Source organism: Cellulomonas sp. Root137, from assembly GCF_001426725.1.
Taxonomy (GTDB): Bacteria; Actinomycetota; Actinomycetes; order Actinomycetales; family Cellulomonadaceae; genus Cellulomonas.
In genome coordinates, this window is the sequence record NZ_LMFG01000001.1 from 1,430,702 (window position 1) to 1,452,836 (window position 22,135).

At 74.8% G+C, this 22,135-nt stretch carries 19 protein-coding genes; 9 read left to right on the forward strand and 10 right to left on the reverse strand.

The features are described 5' to 3' along the window. Positions 1-27 precede the first annotated feature (27 nt). Together ASD18_RS06825 and ASD18_RS06830 are read left to right on the forward strand one after the other, a co-directional pair. Entirely contained in the window at positions 28-1,716 is a 1,689-nt protein-coding gene (locus ASD18_RS06825) for a bifunctional lysylphosphatidylglycerol flippase/synthetase MprF (RefSeq protein WP_056088480.1), read from the forward strand. Continuing rightward, positions 1,713-2,546 carry a hypothetical protein gene (locus ASD18_RS06830; protein ID WP_156387910.1) on the forward strand — a complete coding sequence of 278 codons (834 nt, stop codon included), beginning with the start codon at positions 1,713-1,715 and terminating at the stop codon, positions 2,544-2,546. Before ASD18_RS06825 ends, ASD18_RS06830 begins: the two co-directional genes overlap by 4 nt. Before the next feature lie 30 nt (positions 2,547-2,576). Here ASD18_RS06830 and acs read toward each other — a convergent pair whose 3' ends face one another. The 3 genes from acs to ASD18_RS06845 all read right to left on the reverse strand — a co-directional run bounded on the left by acs (position 2,577) and on the right by ASD18_RS06845 (position 6,578). Continuing rightward, entirely contained in the window at positions 2,577-4,577 is a 2,001-nt protein-coding gene (gene acs / locus ASD18_RS06835) for an acetate--CoA ligase (protein ID WP_200938489.1), read from the reverse strand. Between the two features lie 92 nt (positions 4,578-4,669). Then, positions 4,670-5,677: a hypothetical protein gene (locus ASD18_RS06840; RefSeq protein ID WP_056088488.1), complete on the reverse strand. Its 1,008-nt coding sequence runs from the start codon at positions 5,675-5,677 to the stop codon at positions 4,670-4,672. A gap of 55 nt (positions 5,678-5,732) precedes the next feature. After that, positions 5,733-6,578, reverse strand: a complete 846-nt coding sequence (locus tag ASD18_RS06845; protein WP_056088491.1) for a formate/nitrite transporter family protein — start codon at positions 6,576-6,578, stop codon at positions 5,733-5,735. A gap of 88 nt (positions 6,579-6,666) precedes the next feature. Between ASD18_RS06845 and ASD18_RS06850 the strand changes: the two genes are divergently transcribed. Then, a complete protein-coding gene (locus tag ASD18_RS06850) occupies positions 6,667-7,737 on the forward strand; it encodes an NADH:flavin oxidoreductase/NADH oxidase (RefSeq protein WP_200938491.1) in 1,071 nt (356 codons plus the stop codon). Here ASD18_RS06850 and hutI read toward each other — a convergent pair. From hutI to hutH, 5 genes are read right to left on the reverse strand one after another with little or no spacing between them, the layout of a single operon-like run. Next, positions 7,734-8,876, reverse strand: a complete 1,143-nt coding sequence (gene hutI, locus ASD18_RS06855) for an imidazolonepropionase (protein ID WP_056088496.1) — start codon at positions 8,874-8,876, stop codon at positions 7,734-7,736. The genes ASD18_RS06850 and hutI overlap by 4 nt on opposite strands. Further along, a complete protein-coding gene (locus ASD18_RS06860; protein WP_056088499.1) occupies positions 8,873-10,186 on the reverse strand; it encodes a formimidoylglutamate deiminase in 1,314 nt (437 codons plus the stop codon). Before ASD18_RS06860 ends, hutI begins: the two co-directional genes overlap by 4 nt. Continuing rightward, on the reverse strand, positions 10,183-11,346 hold the full coding sequence (locus ASD18_RS06865; protein WP_056088502.1) for an allantoate amidohydrolase: 1,164 nt from the start codon (positions 11,344-11,346) through the stop codon (positions 10,183-10,185). The genes ASD18_RS06860 and ASD18_RS06865 overlap by 4 nt, the downstream gene beginning before the upstream one ends. Continuing rightward, positions 11,343-13,004: a urocanate hydratase gene (gene hutU / locus ASD18_RS21175; protein WP_056088505.1), complete on the reverse strand. Its 1,662-nt coding sequence runs from the start codon at positions 13,002-13,004 to the stop codon at positions 11,343-11,345. Before hutU ends, ASD18_RS06865 begins: the two co-directional genes overlap by 4 nt. Further along, positions 13,001-14,509, reverse strand: a complete 1,509-nt coding sequence (gene hutH, locus ASD18_RS06875) for a histidine ammonia-lyase (protein WP_056088510.1) — start codon at positions 14,507-14,509, stop codon at positions 13,001-13,003. Before hutH ends, hutU begins: the two co-directional genes overlap by 4 nt. An 85-nt stretch (positions 14,510-14,594) precedes the next feature. Here hutH and ASD18_RS06880 point away from each other — a divergent pair, with 85 nt between their 5' ends. Beyond that, the gene (locus ASD18_RS06880) at positions 14,595-15,329 is read left to right on the forward strand and encodes an IclR family transcriptional regulator (RefSeq protein WP_056088513.1); all 735 of its coding nucleotides are present in this window, start codon (positions 14,595-14,597) and stop codon (positions 15,327-15,329) included. On the opposite strand, the gene ASD18_RS06885 is transcribed toward ASD18_RS06880, so the two are convergent. After that, positions 15,326-16,720: an NAD-dependent malic enzyme gene (locus ASD18_RS06885; RefSeq protein ID WP_056088515.1), complete on the reverse strand. Its 1,395-nt coding sequence runs from the start codon at positions 16,718-16,720 to the stop codon at positions 15,326-15,328. The genes ASD18_RS06880 and ASD18_RS06885 overlap by 4 nt on opposite strands. 34 nt (positions 16,721-16,754) lie before the next feature. Here ASD18_RS06885 and ASD18_RS06890 point away from each other — a divergent pair, with 34 nt between their 5' ends. Then, complete coding sequence (locus tag ASD18_RS06890; protein ID WP_056088518.1) at positions 16,755-17,576, forward strand: Fic family protein; 822 nt, start codon at positions 16,755-16,757, stop codon at positions 17,574-17,576. 270 nt (positions 17,577-17,846) lie between these two features. Here the strand turns inward: ASD18_RS06890 and ASD18_RS06895 are convergent, their stop codons facing one another. Continuing rightward, entirely contained in the window at positions 17,847-18,653 is an 807-nt protein-coding gene (locus ASD18_RS06895) for an HAD family phosphatase (protein ID WP_056088521.1), read from the reverse strand. A 206-nt stretch (positions 18,654-18,859) separates the two neighbouring features. Here ASD18_RS06895 and ssd point away from each other — a divergent pair, with 206 nt between their 5' ends. From ssd to ASD18_RS06915, 4 genes are read left to right on the forward strand one after another with little or no spacing between them, the layout of a single operon-like run. Beyond that, the gene (ssd, locus tag ASD18_RS06900; RefSeq protein ID WP_056088524.1) at positions 18,860-19,621 is read left to right on the forward strand and encodes a septum site-determining protein Ssd; all 762 of its coding nucleotides are present in this window, start codon (positions 18,860-18,862) and stop codon (positions 19,619-19,621) included. Next, positions 19,618-20,814, forward strand: a complete 1,197-nt coding sequence (locus ASD18_RS06905) for a TadA family conjugal transfer-associated ATPase (protein ID WP_056088526.1) — start codon at positions 19,618-19,620, stop codon at positions 20,812-20,814. The genes ssd and ASD18_RS06905 overlap by 4 nt, the downstream gene beginning before the upstream one ends. Next, on the forward strand, positions 20,811-21,500 hold the full coding sequence (locus ASD18_RS06910) for a hypothetical protein (RefSeq protein WP_056088530.1): 690 nt from the start codon (positions 20,811-20,813) through the stop codon (positions 21,498-21,500). The genes ASD18_RS06905 and ASD18_RS06910 overlap by 4 nt, the downstream gene beginning before the upstream one ends. After that, the gene (locus tag ASD18_RS06915; protein ID WP_056088533.1) at positions 21,497-22,051 is read left to right on the forward strand and encodes a type II secretion system F family protein; all 555 of its coding nucleotides are present in this window, start codon (positions 21,497-21,499) and stop codon (positions 22,049-22,051) included. The genes ASD18_RS06910 and ASD18_RS06915 overlap by 4 nt, the downstream gene beginning before the upstream one ends. Positions 22,052-22,135: the final 84 nt, after the last annotated feature.

Genomic DNA, 22,135 nt, shown 5'->3' on the forward strand with positions numbered 1-22,135 from the left:
GTGGGACGCGGCGGGCACACTGGACCGATGACGGCCAGCAGCCCCCTCGTGCCTCGCTCCGCACGGTCGGCCATCGAGGAGCAGCGCCGCAGGAGCCGGGTCCGGGTGGTCGCCTCGCGCGTCGTGCTCGTCCTCGCGATCCTCGGGCTGCTGTCGGCGGTGGTGCACCCGCTCTGGAAGCGCATGGGCTTCGTCCGCGACCTCGTGCCCGGCCTGGTCGAGCACACGGCCCGGCCGACGCTCGTGCTCGTGTCCGTCGTCCTGCTGCTCACCGCCCGCGGCCTGCGGCGGGGGCACCGGCTCGCGTGGGTTGCGACGATCGTGGCCCTCGCGATCTCGGCGGCGCTGCACCTGGCGAAGGGCCCGGACATTCTGGCGGCGGTCGTCGTGGCGGTGTGCGCCGGCTGGCTGGCGTCCCGCGGCACCGCGTTCCCGGTCCTCCCCACGCGGCACGCGGTCCGGCAGGCGGTCGTCGGGCTGGTCGTCGCCGCCGCGTGCGTCGTCGCCGTGCTGGCGGGGCTCGTGGTCTGGGTGGTCGTCGCGGACCCCTCCGACGCCGACATCGAACGGCTCGGGCGGTTCCTGGCGCCGGTCACCTACCTGCTGGCCGTCGGCGGCCTCGCGGCCCTGCTCTGGTCGCTCCTGTCGCCGCGCCGCCCGCACCGGCTGAGCCCCCGGGACCACCTGGACGAGCGGGAGCGCGCGCGCCTCGTGGTGCAGCAGCACGGCGGCGGCACCCTCGACTACTTCGCGCTCCGCGACGACAAGGACTGGTTCTTCACCGGGCGGTCCGTGGTGGCGCACTCGGTGCGCGGCGGGGTGTGCCTGGTGTCGCCCGACCCCATCGGGCCGGCCGAGGAGAAGGTGCTCGCGTGGGCGGAGTTCCTCGACCACGCCGACGACTTCGGGTGGTCGGTGGCCGTCATCGGCGCGGCGGCCGACTGGCTCCCCGAGTACGAGTCCAGCGGGCTGCGCACCGTGTACCTGGGCGACGAGGCCATCGTCGACTGCTCGACGTTCACGCTCGAGGGGCGCTCCCACAAGTCGCTGCGCCAGGCGGTGAACCGGATCGCGCGCGCGGGCTACGTCACCACCTTCCACGACCCCGCGACGCTCGACGGCGAGCTCCGGGCGATGATCGAGGCGATGAGCGACGAGTCCCGGCAGGGCGACGTCGAACGGGGCTTCTCGATGACGCTCTCCCGGCTGTTCCAGCCCGCCGACACCGGCCTGATGCTCTCCGTCACGCGGGACCCGTCGGGCCGGGTCGACGCCTTCTGCCAGTGGGTCCCGGCGACCGACATCGGCGGCTGGTCGCTCGACGTGATGCGCCGGCGCACCGACACGGAGGGGCTGCCGAACGGGCTCATCGACGCCACGATCGTCTCGACCATCGCTCACCTCGCCGGTCGCGGTGAACGCGGGCTCGGCCTCAACTTCGCGATGATGCGCGAGGTGCTCGAGGGCGACCCGCAGGCCGGCTCGCGCATGGACGCCCTGGCCCGACCTATCCTGCAGCGGCTGTCGCAGGGCACGCAGATGGGCACGCTCAGCACCTTCAACGAGAAGTTCGACCCCGGCTGGGTACCGCGGTACGTGGTGCTCGACTCGGTCGAGTTCGTCGCCACGCAGGCGCTGGTCCTCGCGGGCGCCGAGGGGGTGACGGAGATCCCGGTGATCGGGCGGTTCCTCGGTTCGATCGGGGCAGCGCCGTGAGCAGTGCCGTGCTCGCGGTGCTCGCGGCCTCCGTCGCGTCCGTCGGCTACGGCGTGAGCACGATCATGCAGGCGGTGGCCACGCGCCGGGCCGCCGGGCTGGCGGTGGTCGCGCAGCCCTTGGTCATCGCCGCGTTCGCCGTCGACGGGCTGGCGTGGCTGCTGTCCCTCGTCGCGCTGGACCGGCTGCCGCTGTTCGTCGTGCAGGCGATCATCGCGTCGTCGCTCGTGGTCGTGGTGGTGCTCGCGCGGCTCGTCCTGGGCACCCGGATGCGACCGATCGACCGGGTGGCCGTCGCGGTCGTCGTGGGCGCGCTCGTCCTGGTGTCGCTGTCCGGCGGCGACCAGCCCGCGGTGGCCCCACCCGACGGGTTCGTGCCCGTGATGCTGGTGTCCGCCGGCCTCCTCGCGGCGGTCTTCGCGCTGGCCTACCGGCGGGGTCACCCGCTCCTGCTCGCGACGATCGCCGGGCTCGGCTACTCGGTCGCGGCGATCGCCGCCCGGGCCGCGCACGCGTCGGGTGGCCTGCTCGACACCGTCCTGCAGCCGCTCGCGCTCGTCATCGTCGTGTCGGGCGTCGTCGCCGCGCTGGCCTACCTGCGGGCGCTCGAGAAGGGACCGGTCGGGTCGGCCGCCGCCACGGTGTCCGTGCTGGAGGTCGTCGTGCCGGGGATCGTCGGCATGGTCGTGCTGGGGGACGTGGTCCGCCACGGGTGGGAGGCCGCGGCCGTCGTCGGAACCGCCGCGGCACTCGTCGGGTGCATCGCCCTCGCGACGAGCCCGGCGAACGCCGCGGCGGAGGCGGTCAGCCCCGTCAGTCCTCGTACGTGATGTCGACCTGAGCCTGCGCTCCGCTGCGGCTCAGTCCTCCTGCTTCGCCCCGGGTGCCGACAGACCCCGCGCGATGAGGTCCATCACGGAGGAGTCCGCGAGCGTCGTCGCGTCGCCGACCTGACGGTTCTCCGCGACGTCCCGCAGCAGGCGGCGCATGATCTTGCCGGACCGCGTCTTCGGCAGCTCCGCGACGACCAGGATCTGCCGAGGCTTGGCGATCGGGCCGATCTCCTTGGCCACGTGGTTGCGCAGCTCGGTCTGCACCGCGTCGGCCTCCTGGTCGCCACCGCCCGCGTCTCCGCGCAGGATGACGAACGCGACGACCGCCTGGCCCGTGGTCTCGTCGGCGGCACCGACGACCGCGGCCTCCGCGACCCACGGGTGCGACACCAGCGCCGACTCGATCTCCGTGGTGGACAGCCGGTGACCCGACACGTTCATCACGTCGTCCACCCGGCCGAGCAGCCAGATGTCGCCGTCGTCGTCCTTCTTGGCGCCGTCACCCGCGAAGTACAGGCCCTTGAAGCGCGACCAGTACGTGTCGACGTAGCGGTCCGGGTCGCCCCAGATCCCGCGCAGCATCGCCGGCCACGGCTCCGTGAGGACGAGGTAGCCGCCGGACCCGTGGGGCACCGACTGCGCGTCGTCGTCGACCACGTCCGCCGCGATGCCCGGCAGCGGCACCTGCGCGGACCCGGGCTTGGTCTCGGTGACGCCCGGCAGCGGGCTGATCATGATGCCGCCGGTCTCGGTCTGCCACCACGTGTCGACGATGGGCGTGCGGTCGCCGCCGATCACCCGGCGGTACCACATCCACGCCTCGGGGTTGATCGGCTCACCGACCGACCCGAGCACCCGCAGGCTCGACAGGTCGAACTTCCCCGGGATCTCCGAGCCCCACTTCATGCAGGTCCGGATGGCCGTGGGGGCCGTGTAGAGGATCGAGACCTTGTACTTCTCGATGATCTCCCACCAGCGGCCGCGGTGCGGGGTGTCGGGCGTGCCCTCGTAGATGACCTGGGTGGCGCCGTTGATGAGGGGGCCGTAGACGACGTAGGTGTGGCCGGTGATCCAGCCGATGTCCGCCGTGCACCAGTAGACGTCCGTCTCCGGCTTGAGGTCGAAGACGTTGCGGTGCGTGTACGCGGCCTGGGTCAGGTACCCGCCGGTGGTGTGGAAGATGCCCTTGGGCTTCCCGGTGGTGCCCGACGTGTAGAGGATGAAGAGCGGGTGCTCGGCCTCGACGGCGACGGGGGTGTGCTGGTCGCTGGCGGTGTCGACGACGTCCGACCACCACACGTCTAGCTCGTCGTTCCAGGTGACGTCCTGGCCGGTGCGCTTCACGACGAGGACGTGCTCGACCGACGGCGTGCCCTTGGTCAGCGCCTCGTCGACGGCCGGCTTCAGCGCGCTGGCCGATCCGCGCCGGTACCCGCCGTCCGCGGTCACCACGAGCTTGGCCTCGGCGTCGTTGATCCGGGTGCTCAGCGCCTCGGCCGAGAACCCGCCGAACACCACCGAGTGCGGGGCGCCGATGCGCGCGCAGGCGAGCATCGTGACCACGGCCTCGGGGATCAGCGGCAGGTAGATGGCGACGCGGTCGCCCGTGCCGACGCCCAGCGCGGTGAACGCGTTCGCGGCCTTGGACACCTCCCGCTGCAGGTCCGCGTACGTGACGGTGCGGGTGTCGCCGCCCTCACCCTCGAAGTGCAGCGCGACGCGGTCGCCGTGGCCGGCCTCGACGTGCCGGTCGACCGCGTTGTAGGCGGCGTTCAGCGTGCCGTCGGCGAACCAGCGCACGAACGGCGCGTTCGACCAGTCGAGGACCTCCTCGAACGGCTTCTCCCAGCTGAGCAGCTCACGGGCCTGCTCCGCCCAGAAGCTGGGCCGGTCCGCGTTGGCCCACGCGTACAGGCCGCGCTGGGCGTTGGCCTGGTCCGCGAACTCGGGCGTCGGGGGGAACCGGCGATCCTCGGTGAGCAGATTCTCGAGGCCGGGCTCGTGGGTCTCGGGCGGGGTGTCGGTCACGAGGACCACCTCCTGTGCAGCGACGTCGATGCAGGTGGACCGGGGTCCGGGAACGCACTCTAGCCGGAGACCGGCGCGCCCACGCCCCCGGGTCAGGGGCGGTGGCGCTCGCGGAACTCCCCGAGGTGGACCCCACGACGGCGCGCAGCAGCCGCGACGAGCCCCGCCAGCAGCAGCAGGAACCCGACGGCGAGCGTCATCCCCGAGGTGCCCGCCACAGTCACCTGCGTGACCGTCACCCGCCAGCCCGACGACGTGAGGAGGTTGAGCGTCTGCTCGCGGGCGATCGACGGCAGGTACAGGTAGACGATGCCGGCGAGCGTGAGCACGGTGCCCGCTGTGATCGGGACCGACGGCGTCCAGAGCCCGAGCAGCAGGACCGCGCCGAGCAGCAGCACGCCGAGCGTGACGAGCACGATGCCGAGCACCTCGGTCGAGGCGTCCCAGCCGTCCACCTGCGCCTGCAGGATCCGCGACTCGCCCAGCAGCAGCACGCCGGCACCGACGGGTCCGAGGATCAGGCCGACCAGCACGCCGAGGATGTGGGAGCCGACCGTCGTGCTGCGCGGGGCGTTCGGGTCGGGGAAGAGGTGGTCGTCGCCGGCCGCGGCGGGGGTCGCGGCGGCGAACGCGGCAGGTGCGGCCGCGGGCGCGGGGGCTGGCGGCTCCGGGGTGGCGGCCTCGACGGGCGCGGCGGCCTCGACGGGCGGCGTGGGGGTGACGGGCGGCGTGGCCGGGGTGACGACCGGGTCCGGAGCGGGCTCGTCGGGCGGCGTGGGTGCCGGCCGGACGACCGCGTGCCGGCCGGTGTCGAGGCTCGCCTCCGGGGTGGTGCGTGCTGCGGCTGGGAGGGTCTCGGTGCTCGCAGGAAGCTCGGCCTCGGGCGTCCCGGCGACCGGCTCTACGGCGGGCTCGGTGACCGGCTCGGCGGGCTCGGGCTCGGGCTCCGTCGCCGCGGGCGGGTCGAGGGTCTCGACGGTCGGTGCGACCTCGTGGGCCGGGGAGTCGTCGGCGCCCGGCGTCGTCTGCTCGATCGCGGTGTCCGTCTCGTCGGGACGGTCGGTCGCGCCGCCGGGGCGGTGCGGGTCGGAGGTGCTCATGCGTGCTCCTCGAAGCTGGCCACTCGGGCGGCGTCGGGCGGCGCCGCTGTTCGAGTCACCGTATTGCCAGCGGCTCCCGGTCGCTGTGCAGCGCGCTGGTGTCGGGCGCGGTCGGCTGCTCGAGGGAGGGGCGCGGCCGGCTGCCGTAGGCGTACGCGGCCCCGACCAGGATCCCGCCGCCGATCAGGTTGCCGAGCCCCACGAGGGCGATGTTCCGGGCCATCTCGGCGACGGTCGCACCCGGCAGGCTGCCGTACAGGCCGAGCGAGAACGTGGTCATGTTGGCGACCACGTGCTCGAAGCCGGAGGTGATGAACACCATGACGCACGCGAAGATCACGGCGATCCGCGCCCCCTCGCTGCGCAGCCGCGCCGCGCACCAGATGGCCAGGCAGACCATCACGTTGCAGAGGATCCCGCGGACCAGCAGCTGCACCGACGTCTCGTGGGCCTTGTGCTCCACCATGCTCGCCAGGACCGCCCCGCCGGCCGTGCCGGGGGCCAGGACGCCGGAGACGTGCACGAGGAACGCGAAGACCATGGCGCCTACCAAGTTGCCGGCCATGCAGGCCAGCAGGATCACGGCGGCGCGTCCCCAGCTGATCGCGCGCCGGATCGCCCCCTGCGTGAGGATCATCATCGCCGAGGTGGCCAGCTCGCCCCCGGCCACCACCACGATCGTCAGCGCGACGCCGAACACCAGGCCCTGCACGAGCGGCGTGAACGGGGACTCCGCGACGAACAGCGGACCGCCCGCGGTGGCCATGATGAGGACGCCGATGCCGATGTAGGCGCCGGCCAGCATGGTGCGCACGAGGTACACCCCCGGCGTCGCCATCAGCTCGACCTTGTGGTGGGCGGCGACCGCCTGGGCGTCGACCGCGTCGGGGATGCTCAGCACCCGTCCATGGTCGCGCGGCGTCGTCGACGTGATGGGGGTCCTAGGGCCCGGGGGAATCGAGGGCGGCCGTCGTCGGTTGCGACCGCACGTGACCCTTCTCTTCTCGCCGCTCACCCTCCGGGGGACCACCTTCGCCAACCGTGCCTGGCTGGCGCCGATGTGCCAGTACTCGGCCGTCGACGGCAGCCCCAACGACTGGCACCTGGTCCACCTGGGCTCGCGGGCGTCGGGCGGGTTCGGGCTGCTGATCGCCGAGGCGACCGCGGTGGTGCCCGAGGGGCGCATCTCGCCGGAGGACACCGGGCTGTGGCACGACCTGCACGTCGCCGAGTGGCGCCGGATCACCGACTTCGTGCACGAGCGGGGCACGCTGATCGGCGTGCAGCTGGCGCACGCGGGCCGCAAGGCGTCGACGTTCTCGCCGTTCTCCGAGGGGCGCGGCTCCGTGCCGGCCGACCAGGGCGGTTGGGCCACCGTCGGCCCGTCGGCGGCGGCCTTCCCGGGCCTGGCGACGCCGCACGCGCTGACCCTCGACGAGATCGCCCGCATCCCCGCGGCGTTCGCCGACGCCGCCCGCCGGGCCGACGACGCCGGCTTCGACGTGGTCGAGCTGCACGCGGCGCACGGCTACCTGCTGCACCAGTTCCTCTCGCCGCTGTCCAACGACCGCGACGACGAGTACGGCGGCTCGCTCGAGAACCGCGCCCGGCTGCTCGTGGAGACCGCCGACGCCGTGCGCGCGGCGTGGCCCGACGACAAGCCCCTGTTCGTCCGGCTGTCCGCGACCGACTGGGTCGAGGGCGGCCTCACGGTCGACGAGGTGGCGCAGGTGGCTAAGGAGCTGGGCGGCCACGGCGTCGACCTGGTGGACGTGTCCACCGGGGGCAACGCGCCCGCGTCGATCCCCGTCGGGCCCGGCTACCAGGTGCCCGCCGCGCGCGAGGTGCGCGAGACGTCCGGGCTGCCGGTCGCCGCGGTCGGCCTGCTGACCGACCCGGCGCAGGCGGAGGCCGTGCTGGCCGACGGGTCCGCCGACGCGGTCCTGCTGGGGCGCGAGGGCCTGCGGGACCCGTTCTGGCCGCTGCGTGCCGCGCACGAGCTCGGTGCGGCGGACGTCGAGGCCTGGCAGCCCCAGTACCGCCGGGCCACCTGGGCCTAGAGGGTCAGCGCCTTGGCGATCGGCACTCCCGGTCGGTAGGCCAGGTGCCGGTAGCTCGGGGCGTCGAGCACGGCGAGGTCCGCGCGGGCACCGACCCGCAGGTGGCCGACGTCGTCGCGGAGCAGGGCGTGCGCGCCGCCGAGCGTCGCGGCCCGGACCGCCTCGGCGACCGTCATCCGCATCTCGCGGACGGCGAGCGCGATCATCAGCGGCATCGACGTGGAGTAGCACGTGCCGGGGTTGCAGTCGCTGGCCAGCGCCACCTCGACGCCCGCGTCGAGCATGCGGCGGGCCTCGGGGTACGGCGACCGGGTGGAGAACTCCACGCCGGGCAGCAGCGTGGCGACCGTGCGCGAGTCGGCGAGGGCCGCGACGTCGGCGTTCGACAGGTAGGTGCAGTGGTCGACGCTCGCGGCACCGAGCTCGAGGGCGAGCTGGACCCCGGGGCCGGGCGCGAGCTGGTTGGCGTGCACCCGCAGGCGCAGGCCCGCCGCCCGTGCGGCGACGAGCACCTCGCGGGCCTCGTCACCGTCGAACGCGAGGGGGCTGGCCGGCTCGCAGAACACGTCGGCCCACCGGGCGTGCGGCGCGCAGGCCTCGAGCATGGGCCCAGTCACCAGGGCGAGGTACTCGGCACGGTCGATGCCGGGCGGCACGACGTGCGCGCCCAGGAACGTCGTCTCTGGCGTGACCTCGCCGGCCAGGCGGAGCAGGCGCACCTCCGTCTCGACGTCGAGGCCGTACCCGCTCTTGATCTCCAGGGTCGTCGTGCCCTGGCCGCGAGCCTCGTCGACCAGGCCCCGCAGGCGCGCGCGGAGCTGGTCCTCGGACGTCGCGCGCGTGGTCGCGACGGTCGTCATGATGCCGCCGCCTGTGTAGATCGTGCCGGCCATGCGAGCCTCGAACTCGGCCGACCGGTCGCCGCCGAACACCAGGTGCGTGTGGGAGTCGACGAACCCCGGGACCACCGCGGCGCCGGCCAGGTCGGTGCGACGGTCGGCGTCGGGGGCGTCCGCGGCCGGACCGACCCAGGCGACCCGACCGTCCTCGGCCACCAGTGCGGCGTCGAGCAGGGGGCCGCCGAAGCGGTCGTCGTGCGTGGTCAGCTCACCGATGCCGGTGACCAGGTGCGACGTCATCGGGTCTCCTCCCACGCGGCGCGGACGGCCGAGCCCAGCATGGCCCCGACGTCGCCGAGCACGTGCCTGCCGCCCTCGACCCGCACGACGCCGCCGACCACCACCGTGTCGACGTCGGCGCTGCCCGCCACCAGGACCAGCTGCGCGGGGTCCGCCCCGGCCGTGCGGGGGGTGTCTGTGCGGACGGCGACCAGGTCGGCGGGGGCGCCGACGGCCAGGCGTCCGCCTGTCGGGTCGCCGAGGCTCGTGTGACCGCCGGTCGTCAGCAGGGCGACCAGCTCGGCGGGGGACAGGACCCCGCGGGACTCCTCGGCGAGCCGCTCGTGCATCTCGACCGATCGCGCCTCCGCCAGCAGGTCGGTGCGCACGTGCTGGTCGCTGCCGACGCTCAGGCGCGCGCCCGCCGACTGCAGGAGGGCGCCGGGCGCGATGCCGTCGCCGAGGTCCTGCTCGGTGGACGGGCACAGGCAGATCCCGGTCCGCGTCGAGCCGAGGATCGCGACGTCCTCCGGTGTGACGTGCACGGCGTGGACCGCGGTGGTGCTCGGGCCGAGCGCCCCCGCGTCCTCCAGGACCCGGGTCGGGGTGGCGCCGAACGTGGCCAGTGCCTGCTCGTTCTCCAGCCGCTGCTCGGACAGGTGCACGTGCAGCGGGCGGCCGGTGGCGTGCGCGGCGATCCGGGGGAGGTCGTCCAGCGGGACCGCGCGCACGGAGTGGATCGCCGCGCCGACCGTGAGGGTGTCGTCCGGGCGCAGTGCGGCGACGCGGGCGGCCCAGGCGTCGGCGTCGTGGTCGCCGAACCGTCGCTGGACGCCCTCCAGCGGCGCGTCGATCCCGCCGGTCAGGTACGCGGTGTCCAGGAGCGTGATCCGCAGGCCGGCCTCGCGCGCGGCGGTGCGCAGGGCCTCGGCCATGACGTTCGGGTCGTCGTAGGGGGTGCCGCCGGGGCCGTGGTGCAGGTAGTGGAACTCGCCGACCGCGGTGACCCCGGCGAGCACCATCTCGGCGTAGGTGGCGCGGGCGAGGTCCAGGTACGTGTCGGGGGTCAGGGTGGCGGCGAGCGCGTACATGCGGTCCCGCCACGTCCAGAACGTGCCGCCGTCGTCGTGCGTCCGCCCCCGCAGCGCCCGGTGGAACGCGTGCGAGTGCGTGTTGGCGAAGCCGGGCAGGACGACGCCGGGCAGCCGGTGGTCGTCCGGGCTCGCCGGTGCCTGGTCGACGGCGACGATCCGTCCGTCGGCCACGGTGATCCGGACGTCGTCGGCCAAGCCGTCCGGGAGCCACGCGTGCGCAGCCCAGTACGTGGTCACGTCAGCAACCGTCCCAGGACCGCGGCCAGCGCGTCGATGCCCGCGACGCAGTCGGCCTCGTCGGCGTCCTCCTCGGGTGCGTGCGAGACGCCCGTGGGGTTGCGGACGAAGAGCATGGCCGTGGGGATGCCCGCGGCCGCGAGGATGCCCGCGTCGTGGCCCGCGCCGGTGCCCAGGCGCGGTGGGGCGTCCAGCGCTCCCGCGACGACCTCCGCGAGGTCGGCGTCGAGCACGGTGACCGGAGTCCAGGACTCCTCCTGGGGTGCGTACGCGGCCAGCGATGCGAGGACTTCCCGGACCGCGGACTCCTCGGATGCGCGGACGTCGAGCCACGCGGTGACCTGCGACGGGATCGCGTTCACGCCGTTCGGGTCCACCCGCAGCTTTCCGACGGTCGCCAGCGCGCCGGCGTCCTCGGAAGCCCGCCTGACCTGCGCGATCAGTGCCGCGAGGTCGAGCATCGGGTCGTGCCGGTCGGCCAGCGGGGTGGTGCCGGCGTGGTTGGCCTCGCCGCGCAGCTCCACACGCCAGCGGCCGTGCGGCCAGATCATCCGGCCGACGCCGACCGCGTCGCCGGTGTGCACGAGGGCGCGGCCCTGCTCGACGTGCAGCTCGACGAAGGACGCGATGCGGCGCAGCGCCTGCGGGTCGGGACCGAGCTCCGCGGGGTCGCGGCCGGCGGTGCGCAGGGCGTCGGCCATGCTCACTCCGTCGGCATCGCGCAGCGCCCGCGCCCGGTCCGCGTCCAGCACGCCCGTGATCAGGCGGGAGCCCGCGCAGGCGACGCCGAACCGGGCGCCCTCCTCGTCGACGAAGTTCACGATCCCGAGCGGCCGCTGCGGTGTCACGCCGCGCTCCCGCAGCAGATCGAGGGCCGCGAACCCGCTGACCACCCCGAGCGGCCCGTCGAACGCGCCGCCGCCCGGGACGGAGTCGAGGTGGCTTCCCGTGACGACCCCCGGGGTCGCGTCGGGGTCGCCCCACCAGGCCCACTGGTTGCCCGCGCGGTCGGTGACCAGGTCGAGTCCCCGGGACTGCGCCTCACCGGCGAACCACTCGCGCAGCGTGTGGTCCTCGCGCGTCCAGGCGAACCGGCGGTAGCCCCCGTCGGTGGCGCGCCCGACCGACGACAGGTCCGACCACGTGCCCGCGAACGTCACGAGCCCTCCCGCATCGGCACGCGCAGCCCGTTCGCCGTCGCCACGTCGTCGGCCCGCGGGTAGCCGGCGTCGACGTGCCGCAGCACGCCCATCGCGGGGTCGTTGGAGAGCACCCGGGCGAGCTTGCGCGCCGCCAGCTCGGTCCCGTCGGCCACGGACACCTGGCCGGCGTGGATCGAGCGGCCCATGCCGACGCCGCCGCCGTGGTGGATCGACACCCAGGTGGCCCCCGACGACGCGGCGACCAGCGCGTTCAGCAGCGGCCAGTCGGCGATCGCGTCGGAGCCGTCGGCCATGCCCTCGGTCTCCCGGTACGGCGACGCGACCGAGCCGGCGTCGAGGTGGTCGCGCCCGATGACCAGCGGGGCTGCCACGTCGCCGGACGCCACGAGCTCGTTGAACCGCAGGCCCGCCCGGTCGCGCTCCCCGTGCCCGAGCCAGCAGATGCGCGCCGGGAGTCCCTGGAACGCGACGCGGTCCTGCGCGGCGCGGATCCAGCGGTGCAGGTCGTCGTCGTCGGGGAACAGGTCGAGCACGGCCTGGTCGGTCACCGCGATGTCGCGCGGGTCGCCCGACAGCGCCGCCCAGCGGAACGGGCCCTTGCCCTCGGCGAACAGCGGCCGGATGTACGCGGGGACGAACCCGGGGAAGTCGAAGGCACGCTCGTAGCCGCCCTGCCGGGCCTCGTCGCGGATCGAGTTGCCGTAGTCGAACACCTCGGCACCGGCATCCAGGAACCCGACCATCGCCTCGACGTGGCGCGCCATCGACTCACGCGCGCGTTCGGTGAACTCCTCCGGCTCGGCCGCGGCGTAGGACGCCCAGTCGGCCACCTCGACGCCGACCGGGAGGTAGCTCAGCGGGTCGTGCGCGGACGTCTGGTCGGTGACCACGTCGACCTCGACCCCGCGGCGCAGCAGCTCGGGCAGCACGGTCGCGCAGTTGCCGACGACGCCGACGGACAGGGCCTCTTTCGATGCCCTGGCCGCGCTGACCAGCGCGATCGCCTCGTCGAGGCTCGTCGCCACCCGGTCCAGATAGCGCTCGCGGACCCGCCGCTGCAACCGGTCACCGTCGACGTCGACGATCAGGCACGCCCCGCCGTTCAGGGTCACCGCGAGCGGCTGCGCGCCGCCCATCCCGCCGCAGCCGCCGGTCACGGTCAGCGTGCCGGCCAGGGTGCCGCCGAACCGCTTCGCGGCCACCGCGGCCAGCGTCTCGTACGTGCCCTGCAGGATCCCCTGCGTGCCGATGTAGATCCACGACCCCGCGGTCATCTGCCCGTACATGGTCAACCCGAGCTGCTCCAGCCGCCGGAACTCCGGCCACGTGGCCCAGTCGCCGACGAGGTTCGAGTTGGCGATCAGCACGCGCGGTGCCCACTCGTGCGTGGTCAGCACGCCGACCGGCTTGCCCGACTGGACCAGCAGGGTCTCGTCGTCGCCGAGCGTGGTCAGCGTGCGGACGATGGCGTCGTACGCGTCCCACGACCGGGCGGCCTTGCCGGTGCCGCCGTAGACCACCAGGTCGTCGGGGCGTTCGGCCACCTCCGGGTCGAGGTTGTTCATGAGCATCCGCAGGGGCGCCTCGGTCTGCCAGCTGCGGGCGGTGAGCGTGGTGCCGCGCGGGGCGCGGACGGGGCGGGGGCCGGCGGTCATGAGCGTGCTCCTAGCTGTGCGGCGACGGCCCCCGACCTGACGGCGTCCGCCGCGGTCTCGAGGTCGGGGGAGAGGTAGGTGTCCGGCCCCGGGCCGGGGATGCCTGCCTCGCGCAGCAGGTCTCGGACGGCTCTCGTCACCGGCGACGGGTGCAGCGGCGCCCGCAGGTCGATCGCGCGTGCGGCGGTGAGCAGCTCGATGCCGAGCACCCGGGTCAGGCCGTCGATGGCCCGGCGCAGCTTGCGGGCGGCGTGCCAGCCCATCGACACGTGGTCCTCCTGCATGGCCGACGACGGGATGGAGTCGACGCTCGCCGGCACCGCCAGCCGCTTGAGCTCGCTGACCAGCCCCGCGGCCGTGTACTGCGCGATCATCAGGCCGGAGTCGACGCCGGGGTCGTGCGCGAGGAACGCGGGCAGGCCGTGGTTGCGCGAGACGTCGAGGAACCGGTCGGTGCGGCGCTCGGACATGCTCGCGACGTCGGCCACGGCGATCGCCAGGAAGTCGAGCACGTAGCCGACCGGGGCGCCGTGGAAGTTGCCGTTGGACTCGACGCGGCCGTCGTCCGTGATCACCGGGTTGTCGATCGCGGCGGCCAGCTCGCGCTCCGCGACCGCCCGCGCGTGCTCGACGGTGTCCCGGGCGGCCCCGTGCACCTGCGACGCGCACCGCAGCGAGTAGGCGTCCTGCACGCGGGTGCACTCGGGGGTCTTGTGGCTGGCCATGATCCCGGAGCCGTGCAGGACAGCGCGGATGTTCGCGGCGGAGGTGGCCTGTCCGGGGTGCGGACGGAGGCCCTGGAGGTCGGCCGCGAAGACTGCGTCGGTGCCGAGCAGGGACTCGACGCTCATCGCCGCGGCGACGTCGGCGGTGTCCAGCAGGACGTCCAGGTCGTGCAGCGCGAGGGCGAGCATGCCGAGCATGCCGTCCGTCCCGTTGATGAGGGCCAGACCCTCCTTCTCGGTGAGCGTGTGGCCGGGGCGCGCCTCCTCGACGAGCCTCCCGGAGGCGTCGCGGACCTCGCCCTCGCCCATCAGGGCCAGCGCGCAGTGGGCCAGCGGTGCGAGGTCGCCCGAGCAGCCGAGCGAGCCGTACTCGCGGACCACCGGGGTGAGGCCGGAGTCGAGCATCGCGGCGTACGCGCTCGCGGTCTCCGGGCGGACGCCGGTGTGGCCGGTGGCCAGGGTCGAGAGGCGCAGCAGCATGAGCGCGCGGACCACCTCCCGCTCCACCTCGGGACCCGTGCTGGCGGCGTGCGAGCGGACCAGGCTGCGCTGCAGGTCCAGGCGCTTGTCGGCCGGGATGGACAGGGTGGCCAGGGCGCCGAAGCCGGTAGAGATGCCGTAGTGCGGGCGGGTGTCGGCGGCGAGCTCGTCGACGACCGCGCGGCCGCGGGCGATCGCGGCCAGCGCGTCGTCGGAGAGCCGGACGCCCGCCCCGTGCCGGGCCACCGCGACGACGTCGGCGATCGAGACGGGTCCGGTGCCGACCACGACGGTGCTCATGGTTCATGACACCGCGTGCCCCCGGGCGGGGCGTAGGTGTCGCGCACGGATAGTGTCTGGGATCTCAGACACGTGAGGAGGACCCGTGACCACCGTGCCCGCGGCGGACGCCACGCTGCGCCTGCTCCGCCACCTGTCGCGGACAGGTCCGCTGCCTGCTGCGGCGCTGGCGACGGCGCTCGACCTCCCGCGGTCCACCACGTACCACCTGCTCGCGGTCCTCACCGAGCACGGCTTCGTCGCCCACCTGCCCGAGGAGCGCCGCTACGGCCTCGGCCTCGGTGCCTTCGAGCTGGGCTCCGCCTACTCCCGGCAGGCGCCGCTGGCCCGTGCCGCGCGGCCCGTGCTCGCGCGGCTGGTCGACCAGGTGGGCGAGAGCGCGCACCTCGCGGTCCTGCACGGGCGGGACGTCCTGTACGTCGTCGAGGAGCGCGCGGCCGGCCGGCCCGCCCTCGTCACGGACGTCGGGGTGCGGCTGCCGGCCCACCTGACGGCCAGCGGGCGCGCGATCCTCGCGGACCTGCCGACCGCCCAGGTGCGTGCGCTCTTCCCCGACCGCGACGCGTTCGTCGACCGCACGGGCGTCGGCCCGCGGCGCCTGTCCGAGCTGCGGGCGGTCCTCACCGAGGTGCGACGTGCCGGGTGGGCGTCCGAGCACGGGGACGTCACCAGCGGGTTCGCGTCGGTCGCCGTGGCCGTGCGGGACCACACCGGGCACCCGATCGCCGGGCTCGCCGTCACGTTCGCGGACGGCGACGTCCCCGACGGGCTGGTCGACGCGACGCAGCGGGCCGCCACGTCGCTCGCGCGGCGGGTCTAGACCTCGATCGTCTCGTGCGCGGCCTTCGTCACGGCTGCGGCGACGACCGTCGTGACCTCCGGGTTGAACACGCTGGGCACGATGTACGTCGGGTTGAGCTCGTCGTCCGTGACCACCGACGCCAGCGCGTAGGCGGCGGCCAGGAGCATGCCGTCCGTGATCCGGTGCGACTGCGCGTCGAGCAGCCCGCGGAAGACTCCCGGGAACGCGAGCACGTTGTTGATCTGGTTGGCGAAGTCGGACCGGCCGGTGCCGACGACGGCCGCGTACTGCGCCGCGTCGTCCGGGTCCACCTCCGGGCGGGGGTTGGCCAGCGCGAACACGATCGAGTCCGGGGCCATCGTCGCGACGTCGTCGCCCGTGATGACGTCCGGCGCGGAGACTCCGATGAACACGTCGGCGTCCTTGAGCGCGTCCGGGATGCTGCCCGAGATGCCGCGTGGGTTGGTCATGGAGGCGGTCCAGAACAGGGAGGGGTCGAGCCCCGGCCGGTCGGCGCGGACGACACCCTCGATGTCCGCGACGACCACGTCCTTGGCGCCCGCCGCGAGCAGCAGCCTGAGCACGGCCGTGCCGGCGGCGCCCGCGCCCGAGAGCACGATCCGCACGGTGGCCAGGTCCTTGTTCACCACTTTGAGCGCGTTGGTCAGCGCCGCGACGACGACGATGGCGGTGCCGTGCTGGTCGTCGTGGAACACCGGGATGTCCAGGCGCTCCCGCAGCCGGCGCTCGATCTCGAAGCAGCGCGGCGCGGAGATGTCCTCGAGGTTGATGCCCGCGAACACGGGCGCGATCGCGCAGATCGTCTCGACGATCTGGTCCACGTCGGTGATGTCCAGCGCGATGGGGAAGGCGTCGATGCCCGCGAACCGCTTGAACAGCACCGCCTTGCCCTCCATCACCGGCAGGCTGGCCAGCGGCCCGATGTTGCCGAGCCCCAGCACCGCCGTGCCGTCCGTGACCACCGCGATCGTGTTGCGCTTGATGGTCAGGCGGCGGGCGTCCTCCGGGTGCGCCGCGATCGCCTCGCAGACGCGCGCGACACCCGGGGTGTACGCCATCGACAGGTCGTCGCGGTTGCGCAGCGGCACCTTGGACTCGATCGAGAGCTTGCCGCCGATGTGCATGAGGAACGTGCGGTCGCTGACGCGCTCGACGACGACGCCGTGCAGGTCCTTGAGGGCCTCGACGATGTCCGCCGCGTGCTGCTCGCCCCGCGTCGCGCAGGTGACGTCGACCGTCATCTGCTCGTGGCCCGAGGCCGTGACGTCCAGCGCGGTGACGATGCCGCCGGCCTTCTCGATCGCGGTGGTGAGCTCGCTGACCGCGGTCGGCCGAGCCTGCACCTCGAGGCGCGCGGTGATGGACGAGGAGACGCTCGGGGAGACCATTCGAACATTGTGGACTCATCTATAGGGTGACCGCGTGACCGACCCCCTCGCCCCCCTCCTCGAGCTCGCCGGGGTGGCCGAGGCGGTCGAGCGCTCCCGGATCGCCTGCGAGGAGCTGCGCTGGCACGAGGCCTACCGCCGGCGGTGGCGCGAGGTGCGTGCCGAGGCCGGCCTGCGGGCCACCCGCGCGTCGTGCGCGATCGAGGGCGCGCGCGTGCCGCTCTCGTTCGTCCGCGAGCTCGCCACCGGTGGCGGCTCCGACCCGGTCGTCGTCGGTGCGCTGCGGGCCACGGTGCTGGTGGAGCAGTGGATGCCGGCGCTCGGCGCCGGCGGCTCGGCCGCCCTCCCGCCGCTGCGCCAGCTGCTCGCCCGCGTGCACGCCGCCGCGACCGGCGGGTGGCTCGACGAGCCGGACGTCGGCCGGTTGCGGGTCGACGAGGTGCCGCAGGACCTCACCGGCCTGGGACCGGCGCCCGTCGGCGACGAGCTGGCCGCGCGCATCGACCTGCTCGACCGGACCCTGCGGGCCACGGCCGTCCCGGCGCTGGTGGTCGGCGCCGTCGTGCACGGCGAGATGCTCGCGCTGCGGCCCTTCCTCGCCGGCAACGGGCTGGTCGCACGGGCCGTCCATCGGCTGCTGCTCACCACCCGTGGCCTCGACCCGACCGGCTCGGTGGTTGCCGAGGTCGTCTGGGCGGACGCGCTGAACCCGTACCTGGGCGCCGCCGCGGGGTTCGCGACGGGGTCGCCGGAGGGGGTGGCGGCGTGGGTGCGCGCGTCCGGGGACGCGGTCGTGCGCGGTGCGGCCGAGGGGCGGGCGATCGCGGATGCGGTGCTCGCGGGCTCGCTGGGCTGAGCCGCCGCAGACGAACGACGGCGCCCCGTGGGGCGCCGTCGCCAACAGCGGACCGGAGGGTGATCAAGCGTGCACCGGTGTCGGTCGCGACGGGACCAGCCCGGTCGACCTGCCCATAGGTGGGCTCTCCTGCGCGTGGGTGCCCTCGCGGTCATGCAGTTGTGTTCCTTTGGTACCTCACTTCCCGGGTCCGCGACAGCCGTGGCGACGACGGTGCAGGCCACCCGTCCGGGCGCGCCGGATGCTGGGACGCTGGTCCGCGATGCGGACTCAGCGGCGCTGACGGCTCCGACGGATCGCGAGGGCCGTGACGACCACGGCAACCACGACGAGGGTGACGGCTCCCGCCGTGACGATGCGGGCGCGGCGCGGGAACAGGGGGACGGGCCGGACGAACGAGAGGGCGCCCCAGCCGCGCTCGATCGCGAGCCTGCGCAGCGCGCGGTCGGGGTTCACGGCGAACGCGTGCCCGACGGTGCTGAGCATCGGGGCGTCCGTGATCGAGTCCGAGTACGCGTAGCTGGCGTCGAGGTCGTAGCCCTCCGTCTCGGCGAGCTCGCGGATGGCCGACGCCTTGTTCTCCCCGTAGGCGTAGAAGTCGATCTCGCCGGTGTACCGGCCGTCGAGCACGTTCATCCGGGTCGCGATGACGTGGTCGGCGCCGAGGATCGCGGCGATCGGCTCGACCACCTCGGCACCTGACGCCGACACCACCACGACGTCCCGGCCGGCCGCGTGGTGCTCCTCGATGAGCGCCACCGCCTCCGCGTACACCGTGGGATCGATCGACTCGTGCAGCGTCTCGGCGACGATCGCCGACACCTGCGACACGTCCCAGCCGGCGACCATCCGCGACAGCTGCGCGCGCAGGCGCTCGGTCTGGTCCTCGTCAGCGCCGCCGAGCAGGTAGAGCAGCTGCGCGTACGCGGTGCGCACGACGGAGCGGCGGGTGAGCAGGCCCTCGGCGAGGAACGGGCGGGAGAAGGCCGTGGCCGACGAGGTCGCGATGATCGTCTTGTCGAGGTCGAAGAACGCGGCCTCGCGCGATCGATCCTCGTTCGGCGGATCCACGTCCATGCTGCTCCGGGCGGTCGTCGTCGGGGTGCCGTGCGGCTCGCGGCGAGCCTAGTGGCCGACGCCCACACGTTGGCGAGCCGCCCTCAGCCCAGCAGTCCCCGGTCGGCTTCCCCAGATCCACGCCGCGCCGCCGGCCGGCCCGTCGGTCGCAGCCATGCTCGTCGTGCGCCGGCGGCCAGGTCGGACCCCGACGGAAGGCGAACCCGATGACCCCCCTCACGGGCGCTCCCTCCGCCTCACCGACCTGGCCGTCGGTCGCCCCCGGTCCCCGCCGCGCGCTCGTGGTCGGCGTGGTGGCGGGACGCGGGGGCGGCGGCGCCTCGACGCTCGCGGCCGCGCTCGCCCGGCAGCTCGCGCGCCGGACCGCGACCGCCCTGGTGGACCTCGACCGCGCCTCGGGTGGCATCGACGTCCTGCTGGGGCTCGAGGGTGCCGACGGGGTGCGGTGGCCGGACCTCGCCGACGCGCGAGGCGAGGTCTCGGGGGCGGACGTGCTGGCGCTGCTGCCCCGGTGGGGATCGTGCGCGGTGCTCAGCGCCGACCGTGCGCGGCCTGGGCCGCCCGAGCCCGCGGTCGTCGCCGACGTCCTGCACGCCCTGACCCTGGCGACCGGGGCGCTCGTGCTGGACCTGGACCGCGCGGCGGTCGTGGCGGGGGAGTCGCTCGTGGAGGCGTGCGACGCGGTGCTCGTCGTGGCACCGCGGGACCTGCGCACGGTCGCCGGGATCCTCGCGATGCGGCCCCACCTGGGTGACGGGGTGGCGGCGTCGCTGGTCGTGCGCGGTCCGGCCCCGGGGGGTCTGGGCACCGCGGAGCTGGCCGAGGCGGTCGACCTCCCGGTCCTCGCCAGGCTGCCCACGGACCGGCGGGTGCTCGCCGCCCTGGAACGAGGCGGGGTGCCCACCGGTGGCCGGACCACCCGCGCGGTCGCCCGGATCGTCGCCACGCTCGAGCGGAGCCTGCGGTGACCGCGCTCGCGCGTGGGGTCGGACCGGACTTCCTCGACGCCGTGCGGACGAGGCTGGGCGCGTCAGGGACCGGGGAGGCGCTCGGGGTCGTCGTCGACGCGGCGGCTCGAGACGTCGGCGCGGTGCTCGGGTCCAGCGCGCTCACCGCGGTGACCAGGACGGTGCGCGACGAGCTCTTCGGTGCGGGTCGGCTGCAGGCGTTCCTCGACGACCCCGAGGTCACCGACGTCCTGGTCAACGGGCCGCGCGACGTGTGGGTGGAGCGGGCCGGCCGGCTGACCAGGGCAGACGTGGACCTGGGCGGCGTCGACGACGTCCGCGCGCTCGCGGTCCGGCTCGCGGCGGCGGGTGGCCAGCGCCTCGACGACGCCTCGCCGGCGGTCGACGCGCGGCTGCCGGACGGGACCCGGTTGCACGCCGTCCTTCCGCCGCTCGCGGAGAGCTGTGCGCTGATCAGCCTGCGGGTGGTGCGGTCGCGCGCGTTCACGATCGAGCAGCTCGTGGCGTCCGGCACCCTGGCGCCCGCCCTCGTGCCCGTGGTCCGGGCGCTGGTGTCCACGCGCGCCAACCTGCTGGTCTCGGGCGCGACCGGCTCGGGCAAGACCACGCTGCTGGCGGCGCTGTTGTCGCTCGTCCCGCACGACGAACGGCTCGTGGTGGTGGAGGAGGCCGGCGAGCTCGCGCCGGCGCACCCGCACGTGGTCCGGCTGCTCGCGCGGCACGCGAACGTCGACGGTGCGGGGCGGGTGGACCTGGCCGCCCTCGTGCGGCACGCCCTGCGGATGCGCCCCGACCGGATCGTCCTCGGCGAGTGCCGCGGCGCCGAGGTGCGCGAGGTCCTCGCCGCCCTGAACACCGGGCACGACGGTGGCTGCGCGACCGTGCACGCGAACGCGGCGGCCGACGTGCCCGCCCGGCTCGAGGCGCTCGCCGCGCTGGCGGGGATGTCCCGCGAGGCCGTCGCCGCGCAGGCCGCGAGCGCGTTCGACGCGGTCCTCCACCTGCGCAGGGCTGACCGCCGGTACGTGGCGGAGGTGGGCGTCGTCCACCGTGCGGCCTCGGGTGACCTGGAGGTGGCGTGCGCGCTGCGGGTCGAGCCGACGGGCGTGACGACGGCGGGGCCCGCGTGGCCGTCGTTGGCTGCCCGTCTCGGACTGCCGGTGGGGCGTGCGGTGACCGGATCGCGACGATGAGCGCGCTCGTGGGGATGCTGGTCGCGCTGGCGGTCGCGGCGGTGGCGGGCACGGGAGGTCGTCGGGTGCGTGCGCATGGTCGGCGCGGCCAGGCAGGTGCGGCGGTGAGTGAGCCTCGGCAGGGCGGCACCCTGTCGGAGGTGCTCCTGGGCGTCTCGGCACAGCTCCGTGCGGGAGCCACCCCGGCGCAGGCGTGGTCGCGCCTGCTCGGCACGGTCACCGACGGTCCGGTGCCGACCGTCGGAGCGTTGCTGACGGTCACCTCCCGACCGCGCCGGCGGTTGGTCCGCGGCCGCGCGCCCGACGGGGACCTGCAGCGGGTGCACGCGGTGGTCGCGGCGGCCCGCCTGTCCGAGGAGCTGGGGGCACCGCTGGCCGGCGTGCTCGACCGCATCGCCTCCGCGGTCGCCGCCGACGAGGAGGCCGAGGGCGCGCGCCGGGCGGCCCTGGCAGGGCCACGGTCGACCGCGCAGGTCCTCGCCTGGCTCCCGCTGCTCGGCGTGGCGCTCGGCGCGCTGCTGGGCGCGGACCCCGTCGGCGTGATGCTCTCGGGCGGGCTCGGCACCACCTCGGCGCTGCTCGGCGTGGTGCTCCTGCTCGTGGGGCGGTGGTGGACGTCCGCGCTCCTGTCCCGGGCCGGACGAGCGGGAGACCCCCGCCCTGCCCGGGCGACCGGGCGGCGATGACGCCCGGCGTGCTCGGCCTCGTCGTCGCGTCGGCGGTGGTGGTGGCGACGAGCCCGTGGTGGTCGACCCGCGCACGATCGGCCCCGAGGGCCGCCCGACGCGGACCCGGCCCCGGGGGGGAGCAGGCCACCCCGATGGATGCGGTGCTGCTGCTCGACCTCGTCGACGTCGCGATCGGCACCGGTGCCTCCGTGCCGCGTGCGGTGTCCGCGGTGGGAGCTGCCGTCGGTGGGGAGCGCGGCGACGCCCTGACGCGCGGCGCGACGGCCCTGCTGCTCGGGGCGTCGTGGGAGTCGGCCTGGTCGGGTTCGCCGGTCGACGACGTCGTCGGTGCGCTCGAGCCGAGCTGGAGCACGGGGTCCGCGCCCGGTCCGGCGCTGCGCGGCAGGGCGGACAAGCATCGGCGGGACCGGCGCGCTCGTACCGCCGCGGCCGCGGGCTCGCTGGGCGTCCAGCTCGTCCTCCCGCTCGGGCTCTGCTTCCTGCCGGCGTTCGTGCTGCTGGGCCTGGTGCCGATGCTCCTGAGCCTGGCCGGGGACCTGCTCGGCTGACGGCCCGGCCGACGCACCTCGTCGACGCGTCCACAGCCCATGGGTGGGCGTGGGAGTCCACGGATCAGCTGCCGGCCGCCCTCC